The 21,532-nt window shown below is 54.8% G+C and carries 24 protein-coding genes; 11 read left to right on the top strand and 13 right to left on the bottom strand.

Annotated elements, in window-relative coordinates; translation table 11 throughout:
* Positions 1-113: 113 nt before the first annotated feature.
* Positions 114-1,142 (top strand): S-methyl-5-thioribose-1-phosphate isomerase, encoded by a 1,029-nt coding sequence (gene mtnA, locus JK223_RS13030; protein ID WP_212714602.1) that lies wholly within the window; start codon positions 114-116, stop codon positions 1,140-1,142.
* A gap of 6 nt (positions 1,143-1,148) precedes the next feature.
* On the opposite strand, the gene JK223_RS13025 is transcribed toward mtnA, so the two are convergent.
* Both JK223_RS13025 and mtnC read right to left on the bottom strand, forming a co-directional pair.
* Positions 1,149-1,691, bottom strand: coding sequence for an acireductone dioxygenase (locus JK223_RS13025; RefSeq protein WP_212714601.1), 543 nt, complete (start codon positions 1,689-1,691; stop codon positions 1,149-1,151).
* A gap of 1 nt (position 1,692) precedes the next feature.
* Positions 1,693-2,376: an acireductone synthase gene (gene mtnC / locus JK223_RS13020; protein ID WP_212714600.1), complete on the bottom strand. Its 684-nt coding sequence runs from the start codon at positions 2,374-2,376 to the stop codon at positions 1,693-1,695.
* Between the two features lie 202 nt (positions 2,377-2,578).
* Here mtnC and JK223_RS13015 point away from each other — a divergent pair, with 202 nt between their 5' ends.
* Positions 2,579-3,739, top strand: coding sequence for a pyridoxal phosphate-dependent aminotransferase (locus tag JK223_RS13015; RefSeq protein WP_212714599.1), 1,161 nt, complete (start codon positions 2,579-2,581; stop codon positions 3,737-3,739).
* The gene (locus JK223_RS13010) at positions 3,727-4,497 is read left to right on the top strand and encodes an amidohydrolase (RefSeq protein WP_212714598.1); all 771 of its coding nucleotides are present in this window, start codon (positions 3,727-3,729) and stop codon (positions 4,495-4,497) included. Before JK223_RS13015 ends, JK223_RS13010 begins: the two co-directional genes overlap by 13 nt.
* A 48-nt stretch (positions 4,498-4,545) precedes the next feature.
* Here the strand turns inward: JK223_RS13010 and uraH are convergent, their stop codons facing one another.
* The 9 genes from uraH to JK223_RS12965 all read right to left on the bottom strand — a co-directional run bounded on the left by uraH (position 4,546) and on the right by JK223_RS12965 (position 11,780).
* On the bottom strand, positions 4,546-4,881 hold the full coding sequence (gene uraH / locus JK223_RS13005) for a hydroxyisourate hydrolase (RefSeq protein WP_212714597.1): 336 nt from the start codon (positions 4,879-4,881) through the stop codon (positions 4,546-4,548).
* Entirely contained in the window at positions 4,878-5,372 is a 495-nt protein-coding gene (gene uraD, locus JK223_RS13000; protein WP_212714596.1) for a 2-oxo-4-hydroxy-4-carboxy-5-ureidoimidazoline decarboxylase, read from the bottom strand. The genes uraH and uraD overlap by 4 nt, the downstream gene beginning before the upstream one ends.
* The gene (hpxK, locus tag JK223_RS12995) at positions 5,372-6,664 is read right to left on the bottom strand and encodes an allantoate amidohydrolase (protein ID WP_249213613.1); all 1,293 of its coding nucleotides are present in this window, start codon (positions 6,662-6,664) and stop codon (positions 5,372-5,374) included. The genes uraD and hpxK overlap by 1 nt, the downstream gene beginning before the upstream one ends.
* A complete protein-coding gene (locus JK223_RS12990) occupies positions 6,654-7,901 on the bottom strand; it encodes an alanine--glyoxylate aminotransferase family protein (protein WP_212714595.1) in 1,248 nt (415 codons plus the stop codon). The genes hpxK and JK223_RS12990 overlap by 11 nt, the downstream gene beginning before the upstream one ends.
* 23 nt (positions 7,902-7,924) lie before the next feature.
* Entirely contained in the window at positions 7,925-8,656 is a 732-nt protein-coding gene (locus tag JK223_RS12985) for an amino acid ABC transporter ATP-binding protein (RefSeq protein WP_025902327.1), read from the bottom strand.
* Complete coding sequence (locus tag JK223_RS12980) at positions 8,637-9,293, bottom strand: amino acid ABC transporter permease (RefSeq protein WP_212714594.1); 657 nt, start codon at positions 9,291-9,293, stop codon at positions 8,637-8,639. The genes JK223_RS12985 and JK223_RS12980 overlap by 20 nt, the downstream gene beginning before the upstream one ends.
* Entirely contained in the window at positions 9,290-9,958 is a 669-nt protein-coding gene (locus tag JK223_RS12975; protein ID WP_212714593.1) for an amino acid ABC transporter permease, read from the bottom strand. The genes JK223_RS12980 and JK223_RS12975 overlap by 4 nt, the downstream gene beginning before the upstream one ends.
* Before the next feature lie 9 nt (positions 9,959-9,967).
* Positions 9,968-10,753, bottom strand: a complete 786-nt coding sequence (locus JK223_RS12970; protein WP_212714592.1) for a transporter substrate-binding domain-containing protein — start codon at positions 10,751-10,753, stop codon at positions 9,968-9,970.
* Between the two features lie 187 nt (positions 10,754-10,940).
* Positions 10,941-11,780, bottom strand: coding sequence for a MurR/RpiR family transcriptional regulator (locus JK223_RS12965; protein ID WP_212714636.1), 840 nt, complete (start codon positions 11,778-11,780; stop codon positions 10,941-10,943).
* Positions 11,781-11,917: 137 nt separating this feature from the next.
* On the opposite strand from JK223_RS12965, the gene JK223_RS12960 reads away from it, so the two are divergent.
* Genes JK223_RS12960 through hpxZ form a run of 4 tightly spaced genes read left to right on the top strand, consistent with a single transcriptional unit; the run spans position 11,918 to position 15,480 of the window.
* The gene (locus tag JK223_RS12960; RefSeq protein ID WP_212714591.1) at positions 11,918-13,504 is read left to right on the top strand and encodes a gamma-glutamyltransferase family protein; all 1,587 of its coding nucleotides are present in this window, start codon (positions 11,918-11,920) and stop codon (positions 13,502-13,504) included.
* Between the two features lie 10 nt (positions 13,505-13,514).
* Entirely contained in the window at positions 13,515-13,700 is a 186-nt protein-coding gene (gene hpxX, locus JK223_RS12955; RefSeq protein WP_212714590.1) for an oxalurate catabolism protein HpxX, read from the top strand.
* The gene (locus tag JK223_RS12950; protein ID WP_212714589.1) at positions 13,697-15,100 is read left to right on the top strand and encodes an AtzE family amidohydrolase; all 1,404 of its coding nucleotides are present in this window, start codon (positions 13,697-13,699) and stop codon (positions 15,098-15,100) included. Before hpxX ends, JK223_RS12950 begins: the two co-directional genes overlap by 4 nt.
* On the top strand, positions 15,097-15,480 hold the full coding sequence (hpxZ, locus tag JK223_RS12945; protein WP_212714588.1) for an oxalurate catabolism protein HpxZ: 384 nt from the start codon (positions 15,097-15,099) through the stop codon (positions 15,478-15,480). The genes JK223_RS12950 and hpxZ overlap by 4 nt, the downstream gene beginning before the upstream one ends.
* A gap of 39 nt (positions 15,481-15,519) precedes the next feature.
* Here hpxZ and puuE read toward each other — a convergent pair whose 3' ends face one another.
* Positions 15,520-16,470 (bottom strand): allantoinase PuuE, encoded by a 951-nt coding sequence (puuE, locus tag JK223_RS12940; protein WP_212714587.1) that lies wholly within the window; start codon positions 16,468-16,470, stop codon positions 15,520-15,522.
* Between the two features lie 189 nt (positions 16,471-16,659).
* On the opposite strand from puuE, the gene speG reads away from it, so the two are divergent.
* Complete coding sequence (gene speG / locus JK223_RS12935) at positions 16,660-17,208, top strand: spermidine N1-acetyltransferase (protein ID WP_025902337.1); 549 nt, start codon at positions 16,660-16,662, stop codon at positions 17,206-17,208.
* A 59-nt stretch (positions 17,209-17,267) separates the two neighbouring features.
* Here the strand turns inward: speG and JK223_RS12930 are convergent, their stop codons facing one another.
* Positions 17,268-17,603 (bottom strand): DUF2002 family protein, encoded by a 336-nt coding sequence (locus JK223_RS12930; RefSeq protein ID WP_212714586.1) that lies wholly within the window; start codon positions 17,601-17,603, stop codon positions 17,268-17,270.
* 152 nt (positions 17,604-17,755) lie between these two features.
* Between JK223_RS12930 and JK223_RS12925 the strand changes: the two genes are divergently transcribed.
* From JK223_RS12925 to proW, 3 genes are all read left to right on the top strand, one after another.
* The gene (locus JK223_RS12925; RefSeq protein WP_212714585.1) at positions 17,756-18,046 is read left to right on the top strand and encodes a DUF883 family protein; all 291 of its coding nucleotides are present in this window, start codon (positions 17,756-17,758) and stop codon (positions 18,044-18,046) included.
* Between the two features lie 1,091 nt (positions 18,047-19,137).
* Complete coding sequence (proV, locus tag JK223_RS12920; RefSeq protein ID WP_212714584.1) at positions 19,138-20,331, top strand: glycine betaine/L-proline ABC transporter ATP-binding protein ProV; 1,194 nt, start codon at positions 19,138-19,140, stop codon at positions 20,329-20,331.
* Positions 20,331-21,515: a glycine betaine/L-proline ABC transporter permease ProW gene (proW, locus tag JK223_RS12915; protein ID WP_212714583.1), complete on the top strand. Its 1,185-nt coding sequence runs from the start codon at positions 20,331-20,333 to the stop codon at positions 21,513-21,515. Before proV ends, proW begins: the two co-directional genes overlap by 1 nt.
* The last annotated feature ends 17 nt before the right edge of the window (positions 21,516-21,532 follow it).

Genomic DNA, 21,532 nt, shown 5'->3' with positions numbered 1-21,532 from the left:
CCTTTTCCTCTCTTATTATTCTCTGCGCCTGAGCCTTTCAGACGTCTACACTTCTATTCTGCCCCGCATATTGGCATACTATTCCTCAGTGAAGCAACCCGGAAATAATATTGATGCAAACTCTGCAAACGACCAGCCTGAAAATTACCGATAACCAGCTCTGGATCCTTGACCAGCAGGCCCTTCCGCAACAAAAAAACTGGCTCAGTGCCGGCAATACCGACGCACTTGTCGGCCATATCCATGCCTTACGTGTCAGGGGAGCGCCACTGATTGGCCTTTCGGCTTCACTCCTGCTGGCCCTGCAGGCTGAGCAGGGAATGTCACGAGCCGATCTTCAGGATTCATTACTCACGCTGCGCGCCGCCCGTCCGACGGCCGTGAATCTGATGAATAATCTGGACAGAATGCAGGAAGCGCTGGCGGCAGAAGACTATGTCACCGCACTGATCCGTGAGGCATTGCGTCTGGTCGATGAAGACAGGCAGCTCTGTGACAATATTGCGCTGGCCGGCACGCCGCTGATCACCGCGGGCAGCCGTATTCTGACGCACTGTAACACCGGGGGGCTGGCAACCGCGGGCGTCGGTACCGCACTCGGCGTAATAACCCGCGGCTGGCAACAGGGGAAAGTGGCCCATGTCTGGGTAGGTGAAACCCGCCCTCTGCTGCAGGGCGGACGTCTGACCGCCTGGGAACTGTCGGAATCCGGCATTCCCTGCCAGCTGATCACCGACAGCATGGCTGCGGCACTGATGGCCGACAGACAGGTCGATGCTATCTGGGTCGGTGCAGACCGGATTGCGGCAAACGGTGATGTAGCCAATAAAATAGGCACTTACAGCCTGGCGGTACTGGCCCGCTATCATGAGATCCCGTTTTACGTGGCAGCCCCGCACACCACTCTGGATCGTCACTGTCCGTCAGGAAAAGATATTCCGATAGAGCAGAGGGCTGCCGGGGAAGTGACCGGTGTCGCAGGGAGTTTCGGGGCCGTACAATGGGCCCCGGAAAACATCCGGGTCCATAATCCGGCCTTCGATGTCACGCCTGCAGCGCTGATCAGTGGCTGGGTACTGGATACGGGGCTTATCACGCCGGAGCAGGTGGCCGAAGGTATTTTCCGGCCACAGACGAACTAAACCTGGTCAGGCGAGGCGGGGATAATTTTCAGCAATCGGATCGCCGGTAAAACGGGCGATCCAGCCTTCCGGATTATCAAAAATACGGATAGCCGTGAAGTTAGGTTCCGATCCCATATCGAACCAGTGGGCCGTGCCGGCAGGGACCGAGATCAGATCATTTTTCTCACACAGGATCTGATACACCTGTCCGCCCAGATGCAGGCAAAACAACCCCGCCCCTTCGACGAAAAAGCGGACCTCGTCCTCACCGTGGGTGTGCTCCGAAAGAAACTTCTCGCGTAACGCCTGTTTCTCCGGATGACTGGCACGCATGCTGATCACATCCCAGCTCTGGTAACCTTTTTCTGCCACCAGTTTATCAATCGCATGCTGATAGGCTTCAAGCACCGTCTCCGGCGTCGGATCGGCCCCCAGATCACGGTCGGCCGCCCAGCGTTCAAAACGAACATCCTGTTGCGCCAGTTTTTCACGGATCTGCGCTGCATCTTCACTCTGCCAGACCGGCTGGCTGGCGTCCTGATCACTAAAAATCGTTAATGCACTCATTTCAGAAGGTCTCCGGTGTAATCTGTTCAAAACTGCTCACCGCCGGATGCACGCTTTCCGGGTCAGCCTCGCCACGGATCAGCTGAACGGTTTTCCAGCCCGCAGCACGCGCGGCATCCAGCTCCTGATGAATATCCGATAAAAAGAGTAAGGCTTCGCCCGGTAGCCCCAGCTTACCGGCAATATTGCGGTAGGACTGCTCTTCCCGCTTGGCCCCGACATGGGTATCAAAATAGTCGCTGAAGACCCCGGTAATATCTCCGGCATCGCTGTAACCGAACAGCAGTTTCTGTGCAGCCACGGATCCCGAGGAATAGACGCACAGGGTCAGCCCCTGAGTCTGCCATTGTTTCAGGGCCGGTAAGACATCCGGATAGAGGTGTCCGGTAAAACTCCCGTTGACGTAGCCATCCCGCCAGATCATGCCCTGCAGGGCTTTCAGCGCGGTTGATTTACGGTCTTCATCCATAAACCGGTATAACGCTTCGATCAGCTGATCCGTCGTCGCCTCCGGCTGCGCCAGTTCGTGGCGTAAACTCTCCAGCGCCTGAGACACTGCCGGTGCCTGAGCGTTTTCACGGATATAGCTTTCCAGATGCTGACGTGCATAAGGAAACAGCACCTGGTGTACAAAGCGGATATCACTGGTCGTGCCCTCGATATCCGTCACAATTGCTCGAATCATTCTACCTCCGCAGCACAGCTGCCTGATATTTGCAGGAAAAACATTATTATTTCAGGATCTGCCGGCTGTTTTTCTGTTTAGCCATCTAAGTGTCTTGATTGCCAAATATTACCATCCTGTTTATAGTGGCATCAATAAAGGCTTTGGTCACACACACGATTTATCTCTTAATACAGATAGCCGTCGATAAGGCAGAGTAATAATGACGCAGCATACTTTCACTCCCGACAGTAAACTTCCGGCCCTGGGCACCACTATCTTCAGTCAGATGAGTGCTCTGGCACAAGAATATCAGGCAATTAATCTGTCACAGGGCTTCCCTGACTTTGATGGTCCGGAATACCTGCAACAGCAACTGGCCTGGCATGTCAGTCAGGGGGCCAACCAGTATGCGCCAATGACCGGGGTTCAGCCCCTTCGCGAAGCTATCGCTGAAAAAACACAGCGTTGCTATAATTACACGCCGGATGTGAACACCGATATCACCGTTACCGCAGGGGCCACCGAGGCACTGTTTGCGGCCATCACGGCGCTGGTCAGGCCGGGTGATGAAGTGATCTGCTTTGACCCGAGTTATGACAGTTATGCACCTGCCGTGGCACTGTCCGGTGGCGTGCTGAAACGTGTTGCCCTTCAGCCCCCGGCCTTTCGCCCTGACTGGCAGGCCTTTTCTGAATTACTGTCTGATAAAACGCGCCTGGTGATCCTCAACACGCCACATAACCCGACCGCAACCGTCTGGCAGGCTGCCGATTTTGATGCACTCTGGCAGGCTATCGGCCAGCAGGAAACCTATGTCCTGAGTGATGAAGTCTACGAGCACATCTGTTTTGCTGAGGGAGGACATTTCAGTATTCTGCAGCATCCGCAATTGCGCGAGCGCGGGGTTGCCGTTTCCTCCTTCGGAAAAACGTATCATATGACCGGCTGGAAAGTGGGTTACTGTGTGGCACCGGCGGCGATCTCTGCCGAAATCCGTAAGGTTCACCAGTACCTGACCTTTGCCGTCAATACCCCGGCACAGCTGGCGCTGGCAGATATGCTGCGTAAAGAACCGGAGCATTATCTCGATCTGCCGGCATTCTACCGGCAACGTCGTGACTTCCTGATCAATGCCCTACAGGAGAGCCGTTTCCGGGTCCTGCCTTGTGAAGGCACCTACTTCCTGTTACTGGATTACAGTGCAATTTCAGATCTGGATGATGTCAGCTTCTGTCAGTGGCTGACCAAAGAAGTCGGTGTGGCAGCGATCCCGTTGTCCGTGTTTTGTGACGGTGAGTTTCCGCATAAACTGATCCGTCTCTGTTTTGCGAAACAGGAGCCGACTCTGGAGGCTGCCGCGGAGCGCTTATGCCGGATTTAAAGATTAGCCTGCTTCAGCAGCCTCTGGTCTGGATGGACGGGGAGGCCAATTTACGTCATTTCGGGCAGGTACTGGAGACCGTTCCTGACAGTGATCTGATCCTGTTACCGGAGATGTTTACCACCGGTTTTGCAATGGAGGCCGCCCGGTCTTCTCTGCCGGAATCCGTCGTCGTTGAATGGCTGACGGCTCAGGCGAAAAAGTATGACGCACTGGCCGGTGGCAGTGTGGCACTGCAAACGGATCAGGGCGCGGTCAACCGCTTTCTGCTGGTCACCCCCGCAGGAGACATCCATCGTTACGATAAACGCCATCTGTTCAGAATGGGTGAAGAGCATCACCATTACGAGGCGGGCCGTGAGCGGGTCATTATCGAATGGCGGGGATGGCGAATTCTTCCGCAGATCTGCTATGACCTGCGCTTTCCGGTCTTTTCGCGTAACCGGAATGATTACGACCTGGCGCTGTATATCGCCAGCTGGCCTGCGGCACGCAGCGCACACTGGCAGGCACTCCTGCTGGCCAGAGCGATTGAAAACCAGACGTATATCGCGGGATGTAATCGCGTCGGCCAGGACGCTAACGCATTGAGCTATAGTGGTGATAGCCGCATTATCAGTCCGACCGGCGAACTGCTGGCGATCGCAGCTGCCGATACGCCGGAAGTGATCTCAGCCACACTCTCTCTGCAGGAACTTCAGGCTTACCGTCAGCGCTTCCCGGCCTGGCGTGATGCGGACAGCTTTACGCTGGAATAACCGCCATGATGGCGGGCGGTGTAACCGTCCGCCATCACCGCCGCCGGGTTAACTTCCCCGATAGGTCGACCAGGACCAGGGGGTGATCAGAAACGGCAGATGGTAGTGACTGCCGGCTTCCGGGATCACAAAATCGATCTGCGCCGTCAGATACAGCGACTGCCGCCCGGATATTGCAAAATAATCCCCGATTTCCGCCGTCAGCCGGTAATGACCAGGAGTCACCGGTTCCGGTGTCAGGGTTTTCAGACGCCCGTCATCGTCCGTCTTACCCTGCGCCAGTTCAGCCCAGCCTTCTGTCGATTGCTGCTCCAGCGTAATGCGGACGTCACGGGCAGGTTTACCCAGCGCCGTATCCAGAATATGTGTGGTGATGGTACTCATGACAATACCTCCTGTAATCGCAATAACGTGATTTCACGCAATTGCGCCAGGGTCTCCCCCAACTCTTCACGGTCATCATTATGCAAACGCCGGCGGAGTTGCTCCAGAATCTCCTGTGGCGTACGCCCTTTGGCACGGATCAGGAAAATCCGGCCAAAACGTGCTTCGTAAGCCTGATTCCCCTCGGCTATTGCCTGCCGGACCTGACTGTCAGCCATCAGTACCGCCGCCTGTTCACTGCGGGAAGCCTGCTGATGTGCCCGCTGCCCTGAGGCTCTTTCACCAATCCGCGGGTGGGCACTGAATGCCTGCGCTAATTCAGTCTGCTGCCACTGCCGGGATAAACCATCCGCATAGTCCAGCGCCTGTTGTACCGACAGGAAAGGACGCGCAGCCACCAGTTGCTGTTGCCACGCAGGAATAGCCACACAGCTTTCAATCGCCGCCCTCGCCTCTGCAGGCGGCAGCTGATTAAACTGTTCAATATCCATCAGACGTTCTCCGCATTACGTGAGTTCACGCTACCGGCCGACTCCGCCACCTTAATAATAGCCTGTAAATAGGCCTGTATCGCCAGCGACACATCCGCCGTGGTCACTGATTCCGCCGGATGATGACTAATCCCCCCGGCACAACGGACGAATAACATCGCCACTGGCCAGCATTCCGCGATAGCAATGGCATCATGTCCGGCTCCGCTGGGTAACAGGAGCGACTGCCCCTGAACCTCAGTGACCGCTTCACTGAAAGCATTACGCAGTGCCGGATCGCAGGTCGTTGCCTGAATGCCATAATACTCTTCTGCACGGAAGGACAGCCCGCGCCGTGCCGCAATCTGATCAGCTTCCTGCAACAGCGTGGCCAGCAGTTTTGCCAGCGGGTCATCTTCCGGCCCGCGAATATCCAGAGAAAGCCTGACCTCGCCCGGGATCACATTGACCGCTCCCGGTTCACAGGTCAGGGTCCCGACCGTTGCGACTAATAACGGGTCGGCCTCGCACGTAGCCTTTTCGATAAAGACCATCCACTCCGCCGCTGCGGCCAGGGCATCTTTCCGGTGGGTCATCGGCACCGTACCGGCATGGCCCGCCATTCCGGTAAAGGAGCAGTTCAGACGTCGTGCGCCGTTGATCGCAGTCACCACCCCCAGCGCCAGTCCGGCCTGTTCCAGACAGGGACCCTGTTCGATATGTAATTCAAGGTAAGCGATAAACGCGTCCCGGCGCCTGGCGGCCCGGGCTATATTCTCCGCCTGCAGGCCGACAGACTGCATCGCCTGCGCGACGGTGATCCCTTCACCGTCGGGTTGTGCCGGCCAGGACGCGGGCCAGCGTCCGGTGATGCCTTTACTGCCCAGCAACGTGATCCCGAAACGTGTCCCTTCTTCATCGGCAAAGCCGATAATCTCGATAGCGACCGGCAGGCGGATTTGCTGCGCATTCAGCCAGCTGACGGTTTCTATCGCCGTCAGTACGCCCAGCGGGCCGTCGTATTTTCCCGCATTACGCACGCTGTCCAGATGAGAGCCCAGTAAGATGGCGGGGGCGTCCGGTGTCTGCGCTTCGTAACGCCCGCAAATATTCCCGACCTCATCCTGCCAGACGTTCATACCGGCTTCTTTCATCCACTGACCGGTCAGATGATTAGCCCGGAGATGTTCAGCCGAGAGATACACCCGGGTCAGCTGCCCTTCGGTTTCACTGATCATCGCCAGAGAATCACAGCGGGCCATCGCCCGCTCTCCGGCCTGTTGCGCCTGCAGGACGCTCATTTTATTCTGCATGAGGTGCTTCCGTCAGATAGTGATCCCACGCGGCCTGCATCGCGGCCCCCTGACGGGTGATAAAGCCGAGGCGATTCAGCACCGCTTCCAGGGCCGTCAGGGTTTGCAGAACGCACTGCTTACGCGCGTTATATCCCATGGTGCCGATACGCCAGACTTTGCCATGCAACGGTCCGAATGAGGTGCCTATCTCGATCCCGAAGTCGTTCAGCATCATGCTTCGCACCTGATCGCCATTGACCTGTGCAGGGATCATGACGCCCAGCACATTATTCATTTTATGACGGACATCGCCAAAGACCGTCAGCCCCATGGCACGGATCCCCTGCAGCATCGCATCACCATGCAGCTTATGCCGGGCAATCCCTTCGCTGATCCCTTCCTGCAGAAGGATCCGCGCACATTCGCGGGCGGCAAACAATGCACTGGTCGCTTCCGTATGATGGTTCAACCGTTCTGCCCCCCAGTAATCCATGATCATGCCAAGATCGAAATAGTTGGAATAGATCATTTCATCCTCTCCGTCCTGGTGAGCGTCCGTCCGGATCCCCTGCTCAACACGCTTGCGCCGTCTGATCACCTCTTCCATTTGTGCGCTGAGAGTCACCGGGGACGTGCCCGAAGGCCCGCCCAGGCATTTCTGCATCCCGGCCGATACCGCATCCAGCCCCCAGGCATCCGTTTCCAGCGCATTTCCGCCCAGCGAGGCGGTCGCATCCGTATAGAACAACACGCCATAACGCCGACAGATTTCACCGAGTTCCGCCAGCGGCTGTAACATCGTGGTCGATGTGTCACCCTGGACCGTCAGCAACAGACGCGGTTTAATGCGGCGGATGGCATCTTCAATCTGATCTGCCGTGAACACCTCTCCCCACGGGACGTCAATGGTATGTACTTCTGCACGGCAGCGGTGGGCGATTTCACATAACAGGTGTCCGAAACGCCCGAACACAGGCACCAGCACTTTGTCGCCAGGTTTAATGGCGGATAACAGAATCGCTTCAATTCCGGCACGCGACGTCCCGTTAACCAGCAGTGTCCACGGGTTTTGAGTGCAAAAGACCCCACGGTACAGCGCCATCACCTCATTCATGTAACCGGTCATGGCGGGATCGTATTGTCCGATCAGCTGACTGGACATCGCCCGCAGTACCCGTGGGTCGGCATTGATCGGACCGGGGCCCATCAGTAATCGTTGAGGCGGATTGATGGAAGAAATCTGACTGAGATCCATAATGCGTTCCTTAAAAGAAGTGATTACAAACGAACCGTAGAGATAAACTGTTTAAGTTCTGCTGTCTGCGGATGTGTAAAGAAGGTTTTGCTGTCCCCCTGCTCGCGGACTTTCCCCTGATGCATAAACACCACCCGATCCCCGACTTCTCTCGCAAAGTTCATTTCATGGGTCACCAGGATCAGGGTCATGCCATCAGCAGCCAGTTGTTCCAGCACCCGTAACACTTCCCCGACCAGTTCGGGATCCAGCGCTGAAGTAATTTCGTCACACAGCAGCACCTTCGGTTGCATCGCCAGTGCTCTGGCAATAGCAACACGCTGCTGTTGCCCGCCGGAAAGGCTGGCGGGGGAATAGTTCAGCCGCTCTCCCAGCCCGACCTTCTCCAGCATACGGGCGGCCAGATCGCGGCTTTCCGCACGACTCTTTTTCAGCACCAGTCGCGGAGCCAGCATGACATTCTCCAGCGCTGTCATATGGGGGAACAGGTTAAAGCTCTGGAAAACCATACCAATGGACTGGCTGATCGTTTTGGCCTGACTGTCACTGGAGGTGATCGTCATGCCGCCCAGTTTAATACTGCCTTCCTGATAGCTCTCAAGGCCGTTAATACAGCGTAACAAGGTGCTTTTTCCTGAACCGCTACGCCCGATGATAGAGACCACTTCACCGGCATCAATATCGAGATCAATCCCTTTCAGAACATGGTTATCACCGTAGAATTTCTGCATCTGATTAATGGTGATGAGAGGCATCGAATTTCTTCTCCAGATAGAGGCTGTAACGGGACAGCGGATAACACAAAATAAAATACCCCAGGGCGACCAGAGCAAAGACCCTGAACGGCTCAAAAGTGACGTTAGTCAGCATGGTGCCGGCTTTGGTCAGTTCGACGAAGCCGATAATAGAAGCCAGTGCGGTACCTTTAATGACCTGCACCGCGAACCCGACGGTGGGTGCCAGCGCCACGCGGAATGCCTGAGGAACCACGACATGGATAAGCGTTTGCGTAAAAGTGAGTCCGACACAACGGGAGGCTTCCCACTGTCCTTTCGGTAGCGAACGGATACTGCCGTACCAGATATCCAGCAGAAATGCACTGGTATACAGGGTCAGTGCCACGGACGCCGCCGTCCAGGGGGAGACATCGATCCCGAATAACGCCACGCCGAAAAATGCCAGGAAGAGCTGCATCAGCAACGGGGTTCCCTGAAACAGTCCGCAATAAGCGCGCACCAGCAGGTGCAGCACACGGAACCGGCTCAGACGCATCAGCAACAGAGGGATCGTGGTCAGCGTGCCGCCGAAAAAAGCCACCAGCGATAACAGGATTGTCCAGCGCCCGGCGAGCAGTAAATTGCGGACAATGTCCCAGTCAGTAAATGTCATCATTTTGCGGAGACTCCCAGCCAGCGGCGACCGATCAACATTAAGAGCTGACGCATAGCAATGGACAGCAACAGATAAATCGCTGTGGTGACCAGATAAACCTCAAAACTCAGAAAGGTGCGCGACTGAATAAGGCTGCTCTGAAAGGTCAGTTCCTGATAAGAAACCTGAGAAACGACCGACGACCCCAGCATCACAATGATGCATTGCCCAACCAGCGACGGATAAATACGTTGTAATGCCGGAGGCAGGATGACCCGTAAAAAGGTCTGCAGCCGCGTCAGGCCCAGCACCCGGCAGGCTTCCCATTGTCCTTTCGGAGTGACCTGGATCCCTGCACGAATAATTTCCGTACTGTAGGCCCCGAGGTTAATGATCATGGTTAACAATGCGGCTTCCCCGGCCGTCAGACGAAAACCGATATTTGGCAGGCCGAACACAATAAAGAATAACTGGACCATAAACGGGGTATTGCGGATCACCGCCACATACCCTCCCCACAGGCGGCTAAGCAGAGTGGTTTTACCGCTACGGATCGCCGCCCCCAGGATCCCCAGGCCCACGCCTCCCAGGGTGGCGAGTACACTCAGCTGAAGGGTGACCCACAACCCGGAGAGTAATTCCTGCCGGTATGGCCAGAGGGCCGGAAAATCGAGATGTCCTGTCATAAACGAATCTTAGCTCCCCAGGCTGGCCGGCAGAGGAGCTTTCATCCAGGTTTCAGACATCTTATTCAGGGTACCGTCTTTAATACCCTCGCCAATCAGCGTATTAACTTCATTTTTCAGGGCAGGCTCATCTTTTTTCAGACCAATAAAGCAGGGAGAATCTTTCAGGGTAAACTGAGAGGTCAGGGCTGCTGACGGGTGTTCACGGTTAATCGCAGCAACGACCAGGTTACCGGTCGCCACATACTGAACCTGACCGGAGAGATAGGCAGACAACGTAGTATTGTTGTCTTCATAACGCTGGATAGAGGCATCTTTAGGGGCAATCGCCGTCAGTACCATATCTTCAACGGCACCACGGGTGACACCGATAGTCTTACCACTCAGTGCCGCCGGGTCCTTCAGTTGCTGTCCTTTCGGACCAAACACCCCCAGGAAAAACGGGGCATAAGCGCGGCTGAAATCGATGACTTTTTCACGCTCTGCATTTTTCCCGAGGCTCGAAATGACCAGGTCGACTTTATTGGTTTGCAGGTATGCCACCCGGTTAGCACTGCTGACCGGCACCAGCTGTAACTTTAGTTTCATTTGCTTCGCCAGGTACCCGGCCATATCAATGTCATAGCCTTCCGGCTGGAGATCGGTGCCGACCGATCCAAACGGAGGAAAATCCTGTGGCACGGCTACCCGCAGAACTCCCCGTTTCTGGATATCCTGCAATTGATCTGCGAGTACTGCGGTGCTCTGGGCTGCCAGTAATGCGACTCCCGCGAAAACCATTAATAACTTTTTCATATTTTCCCCTGAACGGTCATGAAACAAAAGATTCTTTGATCTCAATAACTGCAACTAATGTGCCAATCACACACGCCGGGGAAAAGTCAGGAAATAACCGTATTAAAGAAGAATTCTCGCGGAGGGTATTCACAGGTGCGCAAAAACTGCGCACCGTAATAATGCAAAGCACCAGCATGGTGCCCCGTCATCGACGTTCCAGCTCCTCAAGTTGCTGATAAAGATCGGCTATCTGATGAATACGCTGACGCCCGCTGGCCAGTAGTTCGTGTAGGAGGGCATTCGACAGTAAATTAATCAGACTCATGGCGGCGCTGTAACTGTCAAACGCCGACACACTTTCCAGAGGACAGACCAGGTGCCAGTCCACCAGCGCCTGCAGAGATCCCACATTCGGTTCACTGATCATCAGTACCGGGACGGACTGACGCTGTAGCTGTTCCAGTAATGGCCGGATAATGGCCGGACGCCGGCGAAAGGCTACCACCACCACCAGGTCTTCCGGCGCCAGGTCGACCAGTTCTTCAGATAACGTTTGCCCGGGCGTCGGTAACAGTTGTACCTGCCCGCGAACCTGCATCAGCTGTAACCGCAGGTGCATCGCCACCGGATAGGCATTACGCAGACCGAAAACAGCGACCCGACGGGCACGGCTTAATGCGTCAATGATGCGGGCAAACTGCTGTGCATCCAGCGTGCCGGACCAGTGCGCCAGGTTAGCCAGTTCCTGCTTATAGTGTCTGGCCAGCAGCGTATTGCCCTGCACCGCATCGCGGTTATCCGTTAACGGCATACCTGTCTGGCGAAGGGTGCGCAGCTCATCGTGCATATCTTTATATTTTTCATACCCCAGACGCTTAAACAGGCGACTGACGGTGGCTTTCGATACCCCGCTAAGGCGTGCCAGTTCAGCACTGTTGTAACTGATCACATCATCAAAATGATCGATCACAAAATCAGCAACCCGCCTCTCCTGAGGTGAAAGCTGGTCATAATGGCCTTCCAGCCGTTGGTCCAGTGGTTTCATCATCCCTCCTGCAACATTCGTTACAGCAGAAGCTAGCATAATTCGATCCATAGTTACGTCCCGGCACAAAAAAACCAGAAACGGAACAAAAATTGCTAGGTAGACGGTATCACTGTAAGACCCGTTCTGAGGAAGAGATGATACAAAGCAATATTGCGCCTAACGGTATGGCGGTAACCCCGCACCATCTGGCCAGTGAAAGTGCCTTAGCCGTGCTGCGAAAAGGAGGCAACGCCATCGAAGCGATGGTCGCCGCCGCCGCCACTATCGCGGTAGTTTATCCGCATATGAATGGTCTGGGCGGTGACAGTTTCTGGCTGATTGTGCCCCCGGAAGGTGAACCGATCACCATTGATGCGAGCGGTGCTGCAGGCAGCCTGGCAAATCACGAGTTTTATCAGGGGATGGACCGTATTCCTTACCGCGGGCCGAAAGCGGCCCTGACGGTCGCCGGCACCGTCAGTGGCTGGCAGGAAGCCCTGACAGTGTCAGAGACGCTGGGTTATGCACCGGCGAGTGTGGCTGAATTACTGGACGACGCCATTCATTACGCGGCTTCAGGTATGCCGGTATCCGGATCTCAGTCGGCGGCCAGTGCCGCGAAACAGCAGGAGTTGCAGAATCAGCCCGGGTTTGCAGATATTTATCTCCCCGGGGGACAGGCGCCCGACGCCGGCAGCCGCTTTACCCAGCCTGCGCTGGCAGATACCCTGAAAACGCTGGCCTCTGAAGGACTGGATAGCTTTTACCGGGGGGCACTGGCCCGCCGGATCGCCCGCGGAATGGAATCACTGGGGATGCCGGTTACCTTGAATGATCTGCAGGCGCATCATGCAAAACAGAAAGCCCCGCTGTATTTAAATCATAGCGCGGGTACCCTCTACAATCTGGCCCCGCCGACGCAGGGGCTGGTTTCACTGGCGATTAACGGGATCACCGACAGGCTCGGCCTGCCGGAGGCCGGTGAAGTCGATACCATTCATCGTATCGTTGAAGCCACCCGGCAGGCCTTTACGCTTCGGGATCACTGGCTGACCGACCCGCGGGAAATGCAGACAGAAGCACAGGACCTGCTGTCAGCAGAGATGCTGGACAGCTTAGCCTCGGCGATAGATCTGCAGCACGCGGCTGCCGATGCGGGACAGCGCGATCCCGGAGATACCGTATGGATGGGGGTTATCGATAAAGACGGAATGGCCGTCTCCTTTATCCAGAGCATTTACCACGAATTTGGCAGCGGTGTGGTGATCCCTGATACCGGGATCCTGTGGCAGAACCGCGGTGCCGCGTTTACGCTGCAAAAGGATCACCTGCTGACCCTGGCGCCGGGTAAACAACCCTTTCATACCCTGAACCCGGCTGCGGCCCGTCTGAAAGACGGCCGCGTGATGGTCTACGGCTCCATGGGTGGCGATGGCCAGCCGCAAACCCAGGCAACGCTGTTCACCCGCTATGTCCTGCAGAACCTGCCTTTACAGCAAACAATTACCGCACCGCGCTGGTTGCTGGGCCGCACCTGGGGAGATTCGTCTGAGTCTCTCAAGCTGGAAAGCCGTTTCAGTCACGACACCGTTGATGCACTGAAAAAAATGGGCCACGACGTCGAATTACTCAGCGATTTCAGTGAAGCCACCGGTCATGCCGGCGCCATTGTCCGCCATGTGAATGGCATGCTTGAAGGTGCATCCGATCCACGCAGTAACGGCAGTGCTGCCGGCTTCTGAGGAGAAAACTATGACACAATCCGATACCTGGTCAGCCTATCTGACCCTGATGGAACAAATTCTTGACCTGACACTGACCGACGAACGCAGGGCTGAACTGCTGGTACAGCTCACCCGTATTGCCGGTATGGCTCAGCCCTTAATGGACTATCCGCTGGATGACCGTCTGGAAGTTGGCGGGGTTTATACGTTATGACACTCAACGGATTAAACATCGCTGAACTCCGTCAGGCCCGGTTGCGTGGTGAAATAAGTGCCACCGATATTGCCCGGCAGACATTACAGTCCATCGCCACCTTCAATCCGCAACTGAATGCCTGGACCGAGGTCACCGGAGAACGCATGTTGCGGGAAGCCGCCGCCGTAGATAAACAGTTTATGGCAGGTCAGCCAGGCAGTCCGCTGGCGGGGATCCCTTATGCGGTAAAGAACCTGTTCGATGTTAAAGGCTACGCAACCGTGGCCGGGGCGAAACTATTTTGCAACCGTCCGCCGGCGACGGCCGATGCCACGGCCGTCGCCAGGTTACACCAGTCGGGCGCCCTGCTTTCCGGCATGCTGAATATGGATGCCTATGCGTACGGTTTTACCACCGAAAACACGCATTACGGTCCTTGCCATAACCCGAGAGATTTACAGCGTATTGCCGGCGGTTCCTCCGGAGGGTCCGCTGCCGCCGTGGCCGCCGGCCTGGTCCCTTTCGCCCTCGGCTCTGACACCAATGGTTCGATACGGGTGCCCGCTGCGCTCTGTGGTATCTTCGGACTGAAACCGACCTTCGGCCGGCTATCCCGCCACGGTACTCATCCTTTTGTCGGCAGCCTCGATCATATCGGTCCCTTTGCCCGGACTGTCGACGATCTGGCACTGGTTTATGACCAGTTGCAGGGCCATGATCCGCAGGATGCATTTCAATCCGCACGTCCCGCTGACGCCGCAACACCGGCACTGACTCAGTCCGTGTCCGGGTTACGGGTCGGTGTTCTGGGCGGTTATTTCTCTCAATGGTGTGATGATGAGGCCCGGGGGGCCGTCGCCACCGTAGCGCGGGCATTGAATGCCACAGAAGAGACGGAACTTCCCGGGGCGGAACTGGCCAGGCAGGCCGCCTTTATCCTGAGTGCCTGTGAGGGGGGCAACCAGTATCTGCCGGCCTTGCGGCAGTCGCCGGAACTGTTTGAACCTCACTCGCGTGAGCGTCTGCTGGCCGGTGCTATGCTTCCCGCCAGCTGGTATGTGCAGGCCCAGCGTTTCCGCCGTCACTTCCGTGATCAGGTGCTGCCATTATTCGATAATGTGGATATTTTACTGGCTCCGGCGACGCCCTGCAGTGCAACCGTCATTAATCAGGAGACGATGCGGATAAATCATCAGGACCTGCCGGTCCGGGCCAGTATGGGGATGCTGACGCAGCCCATCTCATTCCTTGGTTTACCGGTGTGTACCGTGCCACTGGCCGCAGCAAACGGCCTCTCTGTCGGGGTACAGATTATTGCCGCGCCGTTTAAAGAAGCGGTCGCCCTCCGCGCAGCGCGGGCCCTGGAACAGATGAATATTACCCTGCCGCCCTTTTCATTAATGGATGCTCATGCATGAATACACCGGTCATTAACCAGCCCGATGTGCTGGAAGAAGTCACCAGGCAGTTCTGTCGCTACGAAAAAGCCCTGACGACCAATGATATCAAAGTGCTGGATGAATTATTCTGGCACAGTCCCCATACCGTCCGCCTGGGTGCCGGCGAGAATTTGTACGGCATCGAACAGATCCAGGCATTCCGTGCCGGCAGGCCTTCAGCTAACCTGGAGCGGGTACTGCAGAACACGGTGATCACGACCTATGGCGATGATTTTGCGGTCTGCAGTACAGAGTTCACCCGCAGCACGACCGATAAAATCGGCCGGCAACAGCAAAGCTGGGTGCGATTCCCCGAAGGCTGGCGGATAGTGGCGGCTCAGGTGAGCCTGATGTCGTGATATCGGGTCACTGTCCCGGCCGGGACAGTGACCCGACGGTTAAGGTGCAGGGTGATGGGTCGTCCAGTGCTCTGCGATCTGCTGGCGGGTACAGACCCAGACATCCGGAAAGTCTGCGATATAATCAAGAAACTTCTGCAGGGCACGGAAGCGCCCCGGCCGGCCAAGAATACGGCAGTGCATACCAATCGACATCATTTTAGGCGTGGTCGCGCCTTCCTCATACAGCACATCGAAACTGTCCCGCAGATAGGTAAAGAAATGCTCTGCGGTATTAAACCCCTGCGGCGTGCAGAACCGCATATCATTACATTCCAGAGTGTAAGGGATCACCAGATGCTGGCGGGTTTCTCCGCTGCTGCACGTGACCGGGGTCCAGAAAGGTAAATCATCCCCGTAGTTATCACTGTCATAATGAAAGCCGCCTTGTTCCACCAGCAGGCGCCGGGTGTTCGGGCTGTCACGCCCGGTATACCAGCCTGTCGGCCGCTGACCGAATAACTCTGTCAGCACCTCAATGGCCTGTTGCATATGCTGTCGCTCCTGTTCCGGCGACATATCCTGATAGTGGATCCACCGCCAGCCGTGGCTGACCACGTCAAAATCCGCTGCTTTTATGGCTGAGACGATTTCAGGGTGACGGGCCAGCGCCATCGCCACCCCGAATACCGTCAATGGCAGACCACGTCTGACAAACTCCCCGTGAATACGCCAGAACCCGGCCCGGGAGCCATATTCATACAGTGAATCCATCGACATGTGCTGAGAGGGATAACTGGCTGCGCCAATAATATCTGACAGGAACTGCTCTGATCCCGCATCGCCATGCCAGATATGGTTCTCGGCGCCCTCTTCATAATTAAGGACGAACTGAACCGCTATCTTCGCACCACCAGGCCAGGCCGCCTTTGGCGGAGTACCGGCGTAGCCTTTCAGGTCGCGCGGGTAATGTTCTGCCAGACCATATTGCTGGCAAGGGCTCTTTTTCATCGTGGCTCTCCTGAATCAGGGGGAGCTGGCCTCCCCTGCTAATTAATCAGCTATTCCGATGCAATCCTTGTGCCAGAGCACGTTATTCTCAACGATAGTCCCTCAGGTCGCCTTCCCTGCCTTTCAGAGAAGACCGCAGGCGTGGCATACTTTCTGACGCAACGTAAATCAGTCCTTCAGGAACTGCAAATGACGATAAAACTTCGCCCGCTGGAGCGGGAAGACCTGCATTTTGTCCACCAGCTGGATAACAATGCCAGTGTAATGCGCTACTGGTTTGAAGAGCCGTATGAAGCCTTCGTGGAGCTGACCGACCTGTATAATAAGCATATTCATGATCAGACAGAGCGCCGGTTTGTGGTCGAGCATGCGGGTGTAAACGCAGGACTGGTGGAACTGGTCGAAATCAATCATGTCCACCGGCGCGCTGAGTTTCAGATAATTATCGACCCGGCTCACCAGGGGAAAGGGCTGGCCAGTCAGGCCGCCAGGCTGGCGATGGAATATGGCTTTTCGGTGCTGAATCTCTATAAACTCTATCTCATTGTTGATGAGGAAAACGAGAAAGCGATTCATATCTATAGCAAGCTGGGGTTCGAAACCGAAGGGGTGTTGAAACACGAGTTTTTCATCAACGGGGAATACCGAAACACTATCCGTATGTGTATTTTCCAGCATCAGTTTCTGGAGAAATTTAAACCTCACCGGGCACCGATGGTTAAGCCGACGGCACAGTAAGTGCGGGGTGACAAACAGCCAGGCCCCGGGCTGTTTGTCACTGCCGGTTGTATCACCGCTTATCCAAAGACGCCACTGAGATAGCGTTCCAGGGCCATTCTGGAACTGAACCCATGAGGGATACCGTAATGTTCCTGCTCGTCTGTCGACAGGTAGAGCGGAAACTCTTTATAGTGATCACTGGTTTTGATGTCTGATGCCGGTTCAGCAAAATGCTGGCTCTTTTCTTTTAATGTCGGATGAATGACTAAAGCCGTTCTCCCTAACCGGGCTTCCCGGTTGACATAGACATAGTTTTCACCCCTGCGGTACCCGTAAGTTTTAGGTGTCACCAGATCCATTTCAAAACCCGCTTTTTCCAGTACACGGGCCACTTCATCCGGACGTAAATACATAGTAAATCCCCTCAATTCTTATCATGCCGGCTCACTGTAACGCAGCCACCCTGCCTTGTGGCTCGGATCATTCGGAATTTTCCTTAACTGACAGCATAGTCCAAATCCCGGGCTATGCTTATTAACAGGTTGATATAACACGGAGAGAAAAAATGCCAACGAAATACAAAAAGTCTGAAGCCGAAGAAAGTGAACTGGAAGTGGGTGAACTCGCAGACAGCCTTGAAGCATTACTGAAGTCTTATTCTGATGATGCTCAGGATGGTCTGGAAGAGGCACAGAAAAATGCTCAGCAGTTACTGAAAAAAGCGCGTGCCACCCTGAAGGGGGATGACGGTGAAACCTGTTGCGCAGGTAACTGGATCCGTGAAAATCCGCTGCCTGCCGCCGGTATCGGTGCCGCTGTCGGTGTGGTCTTCGGAATTTTGTTAGCGAAACGTTAATATCAGTTCCGTGATCTCTGCTCCCGGTTAACGGCAGTTGTCCCGTTAACCGGGGGCTTGTTACCGATGTATTTCCGCTACTCTCATGACAATCTGTGTCAAAAAATTACCCGTCTGCGGCTGCCGTTATTTCCCCTTCGCATGAGCCTCATCACTACTGATATTTCCCTTGTACCCTCTGTTGTTAGCCGGATATTTCCGGTCACGATCACAGCGTCAAACCCTGCTAATCTCCTGGCCGAATTTCGTCTGCGATCCCTCCCGGAACTACCCGATATTTTCCGGTGATGACAAAAAATATCGATAAACCCCGGCAACCTGTCAGCGCCCTATATTTACCTTATCCGCCTCAATGACAGAAAATAATAAAGATAACATTCTGGTAATATCCACTCATTATCGCCATCACCGAGGCGGGGCTGTTTTTATGGAGATTCCATTAACAGCAGGCAGAATAAACATCTCTGCCGATGAGACTGACTGATATTACTTCGACCTGCTTCCTGCGAATACCCGCGGCCTCAGACATGCCGGAGCGAAAGGCGGAAAAACAGAAAAACAGAGCAGGGAACCCCCTCCCCGCAACAATATTAAAAACCACAAAACAGGCTAAATCCCAGCATAAAAACACATATTAATGACAAAAATACGGAACAATAATCCACAACAAACAGAGTACACACGGGTTAAATAAATCATTCCATCGCTGCAGTGTTATTCCCCATCAATACCAGGGTATTCACTCAATTATCTGTCGCACAGGTCATAAATAGTATACAGAAGGCGAAAGTGACTTACGGTTAAAATAACGTCTTTTTTTAATGATGAATTTCAGCCAGTTGGATCACTCTCCCGATTTATTATTCCCAAAGAATGACGCAGCAACGGTAAATAATCTGATAACTTTCCGAATGCCATGTATCCCTTGTCAGTACTGCGCTGACGGGAAATATCACGCCCGATATCCACCGGAATTAATAAAGTCAAGGGTTGTCAGATATTCTGAGTATGGTACGGTTATATAAGTACATCACCCTCCGGACAATATAAATCCATGAAAAAATAAATATAACCCAGGAAAATACGACCGAATGGCAATTAAACTTGAAGTAAAAAATCTATATAAAATTTTTGGCGATCATCCGGGAAAAGCCTTCAAATATCTGGAGAAGGGGCTCAATAAAGAGCAGATTCTGGATAAAACAGGGCTTTCAGTGGGTGTCAACGACGCCAGTCTGGCCATTGAAGAAGGCGAGATTTTTGTGATCATGGGATTATCCGGTTCCGGAAAATCCACCATGGTTCGCCTTCTCAATCGTCTGATCGAACCCACCCGGGGTCAGGTTCTCATTGACGGTCTGGATATCGCGAAGATACCGGAATCTCAGCTGAGAGAGATCCGCCGCAGCAAAATCAGCATGGTCTTCCAGTCTTTTGCACTGATGCCCCATATGAACGTCGTGAATAACACGGCCTTTGGTATGGAGCTGGCCGGGATCCCGCCAAAAGAGCGTGAAACCAAAGCGATGGATGCCTTGCGTCAGGTGGGCCTGGAGAAATATGCACACTCCTTCCCTGATGAACTCTCGGGCGGCATGCGTCAGCGTGTCGGTCTTGCCCGTGCACTGGCGATTAACCCTGACATCCTGCTGATGGATGAGGCGTTTTCTGCACTCGACCCCTTAATTCGTACTGAAATGCAGGATGAGTTGGTCAAACTGCAAACCCGTCAGCAACGTACCATCGTGTTTATCTCTCATGATTTAGACGAAGCGATGCGTATCGGGGACAGAATTGCCATCATGCAAAACGGTGAAGTTGTTCAGGTCGGTACACCGGACGAAATCCTGAATAACCCGGCCAATGACTATGTGAAAACCTTCTTCCGGGGGGTGGATATCAGTCAGGTCTTTAGTGCGAAAGACATCGCCCGCCGTGGTGCGGATGGACTCCTGCGAAAAACACCTGGTTTTGGCCCGCGTTCAGCATTGCAGTTGCTGCGGGATAAAGACAGAGAATACGGTTACGTGCTGGACAAACAGAAGTTTGCCGGGATTGTTTCCGGTGATTCGTTACAAAAAGCTCTGGAAAACGGGGCCCCTCTGGAAAGCGCATTCCTGGAAAGTCCTGAGCCGATTCCGGCAACGACACCATTGAATGAAATATTTTCGCACGTTGCCGCAGCACCATGTGCTGTCCCTGTCACTGACGAAGATAACCAGTATGTCGGCATTATTTCAAAGAGCAGTCTGTTAAAGGCTCTGGATCGCGAGGGTAATCAGTAATGAGTAAACCAGACACTAATCCATGGGGTGATTCTGCAGCGACCAGCAGCGCAGCACCGGCACATACCGCGGCCCCGGCGGCCGACAGCAGTGCCAGCGATCCCTGGGGCGCAACCTCTTCTGCACCAGCCAGCAGCACACCCGATAGCAGCAATGCGGGGGATGCGTGGAGCAGTGGCGGTGACAGCAGCAGCCATGCAGCCGCGTCCAATGACAGCTGGCTGAATGCACCTGCAGCCCCTGCCCATGAACATTTTAATATTATGGACCCGTTCCATAAGACGTTAATCCCACTGGATAGCTGGGTGACACACGGCATTGACTGGGTGGTCAATAATTTCCGGCCGGTGTTCCAGGGGATACGTGTCCCCATCGACTACATACTGAGTGCATTTCAGCATTTACTGACGTCGATGCCTTCACCTGTGGCCATCCTGATCTTCACCCTGATCGCCTGGCAGATGACAACCGGCGGCATGGGCATTGCGACCCTGATTTCACTGGTGGTGATCGGGGCTATCGGTGCCTGGGGCGATGCGATGGTCACGCTCTCACTGGTACTGACCTCCCTGCTGTTCTGTATTGTCATCGGTTTGCCGCTGGGTATCTGGCTGGCACGCAGTGACCGGGCGGCGAAAATCATCAGGCCGATCCTGGATGCCATGCAAACCACCCCGGCGTTCGTCTACCTGGTGCCGATCGTAATGCTGTTTGGTATCGGTAATGTGCCGGGCGTCGTGGTCACCATTATCTTCGCCCTACCTCCGATTGTCCGTCTGACCATCCTGGGCATTAAACAGGTACCGGCTGACCTGATTGAAGCGAGTGAATCCTTCGGTGCCAGTCCGCGTCAGATGCTGTTTAAAGTGCAGCTGCCTCTGGCTATGCCCACCATCATGGCCGGGGTGAACCAGACGCTGATGCTGTCTCTGTCAATGGTCGTTATTGCGTCCATGATCGCCGTCGGCGGACTGGGCCAGATGGTCCTGCGGGGTATTGGTCGACTGGATATGGGACTCGCCACCGTCGGCGGTGTCGGGATCGTGATTCTGGCGATTATTCTCGACCGCCTGACGCAGTCTGTGGGTAGCAGCAAACGTCATCGTCTGCAGCGTCACTGGTATCTCACCGGGCCTGTCGGATTACTGTTACGTCCTTTTGTTAAGCATTCAGCGACCAAATAATCAAACGGATACCCGCC

Origin of the sequence: Tatumella sp. JGM118 (assembly GCF_018257515.1) — a bacterium.
Classification (GTDB): Bacteria; Pseudomonadota; Gammaproteobacteria; order Enterobacterales; family Enterobacteriaceae; genus Tatumella; species Tatumella terrea.
The sequence above is the reverse complement of the archived record's forward strand: the minus strand, read 5'-3'. Positions and strand labels throughout refer to the sequence as shown.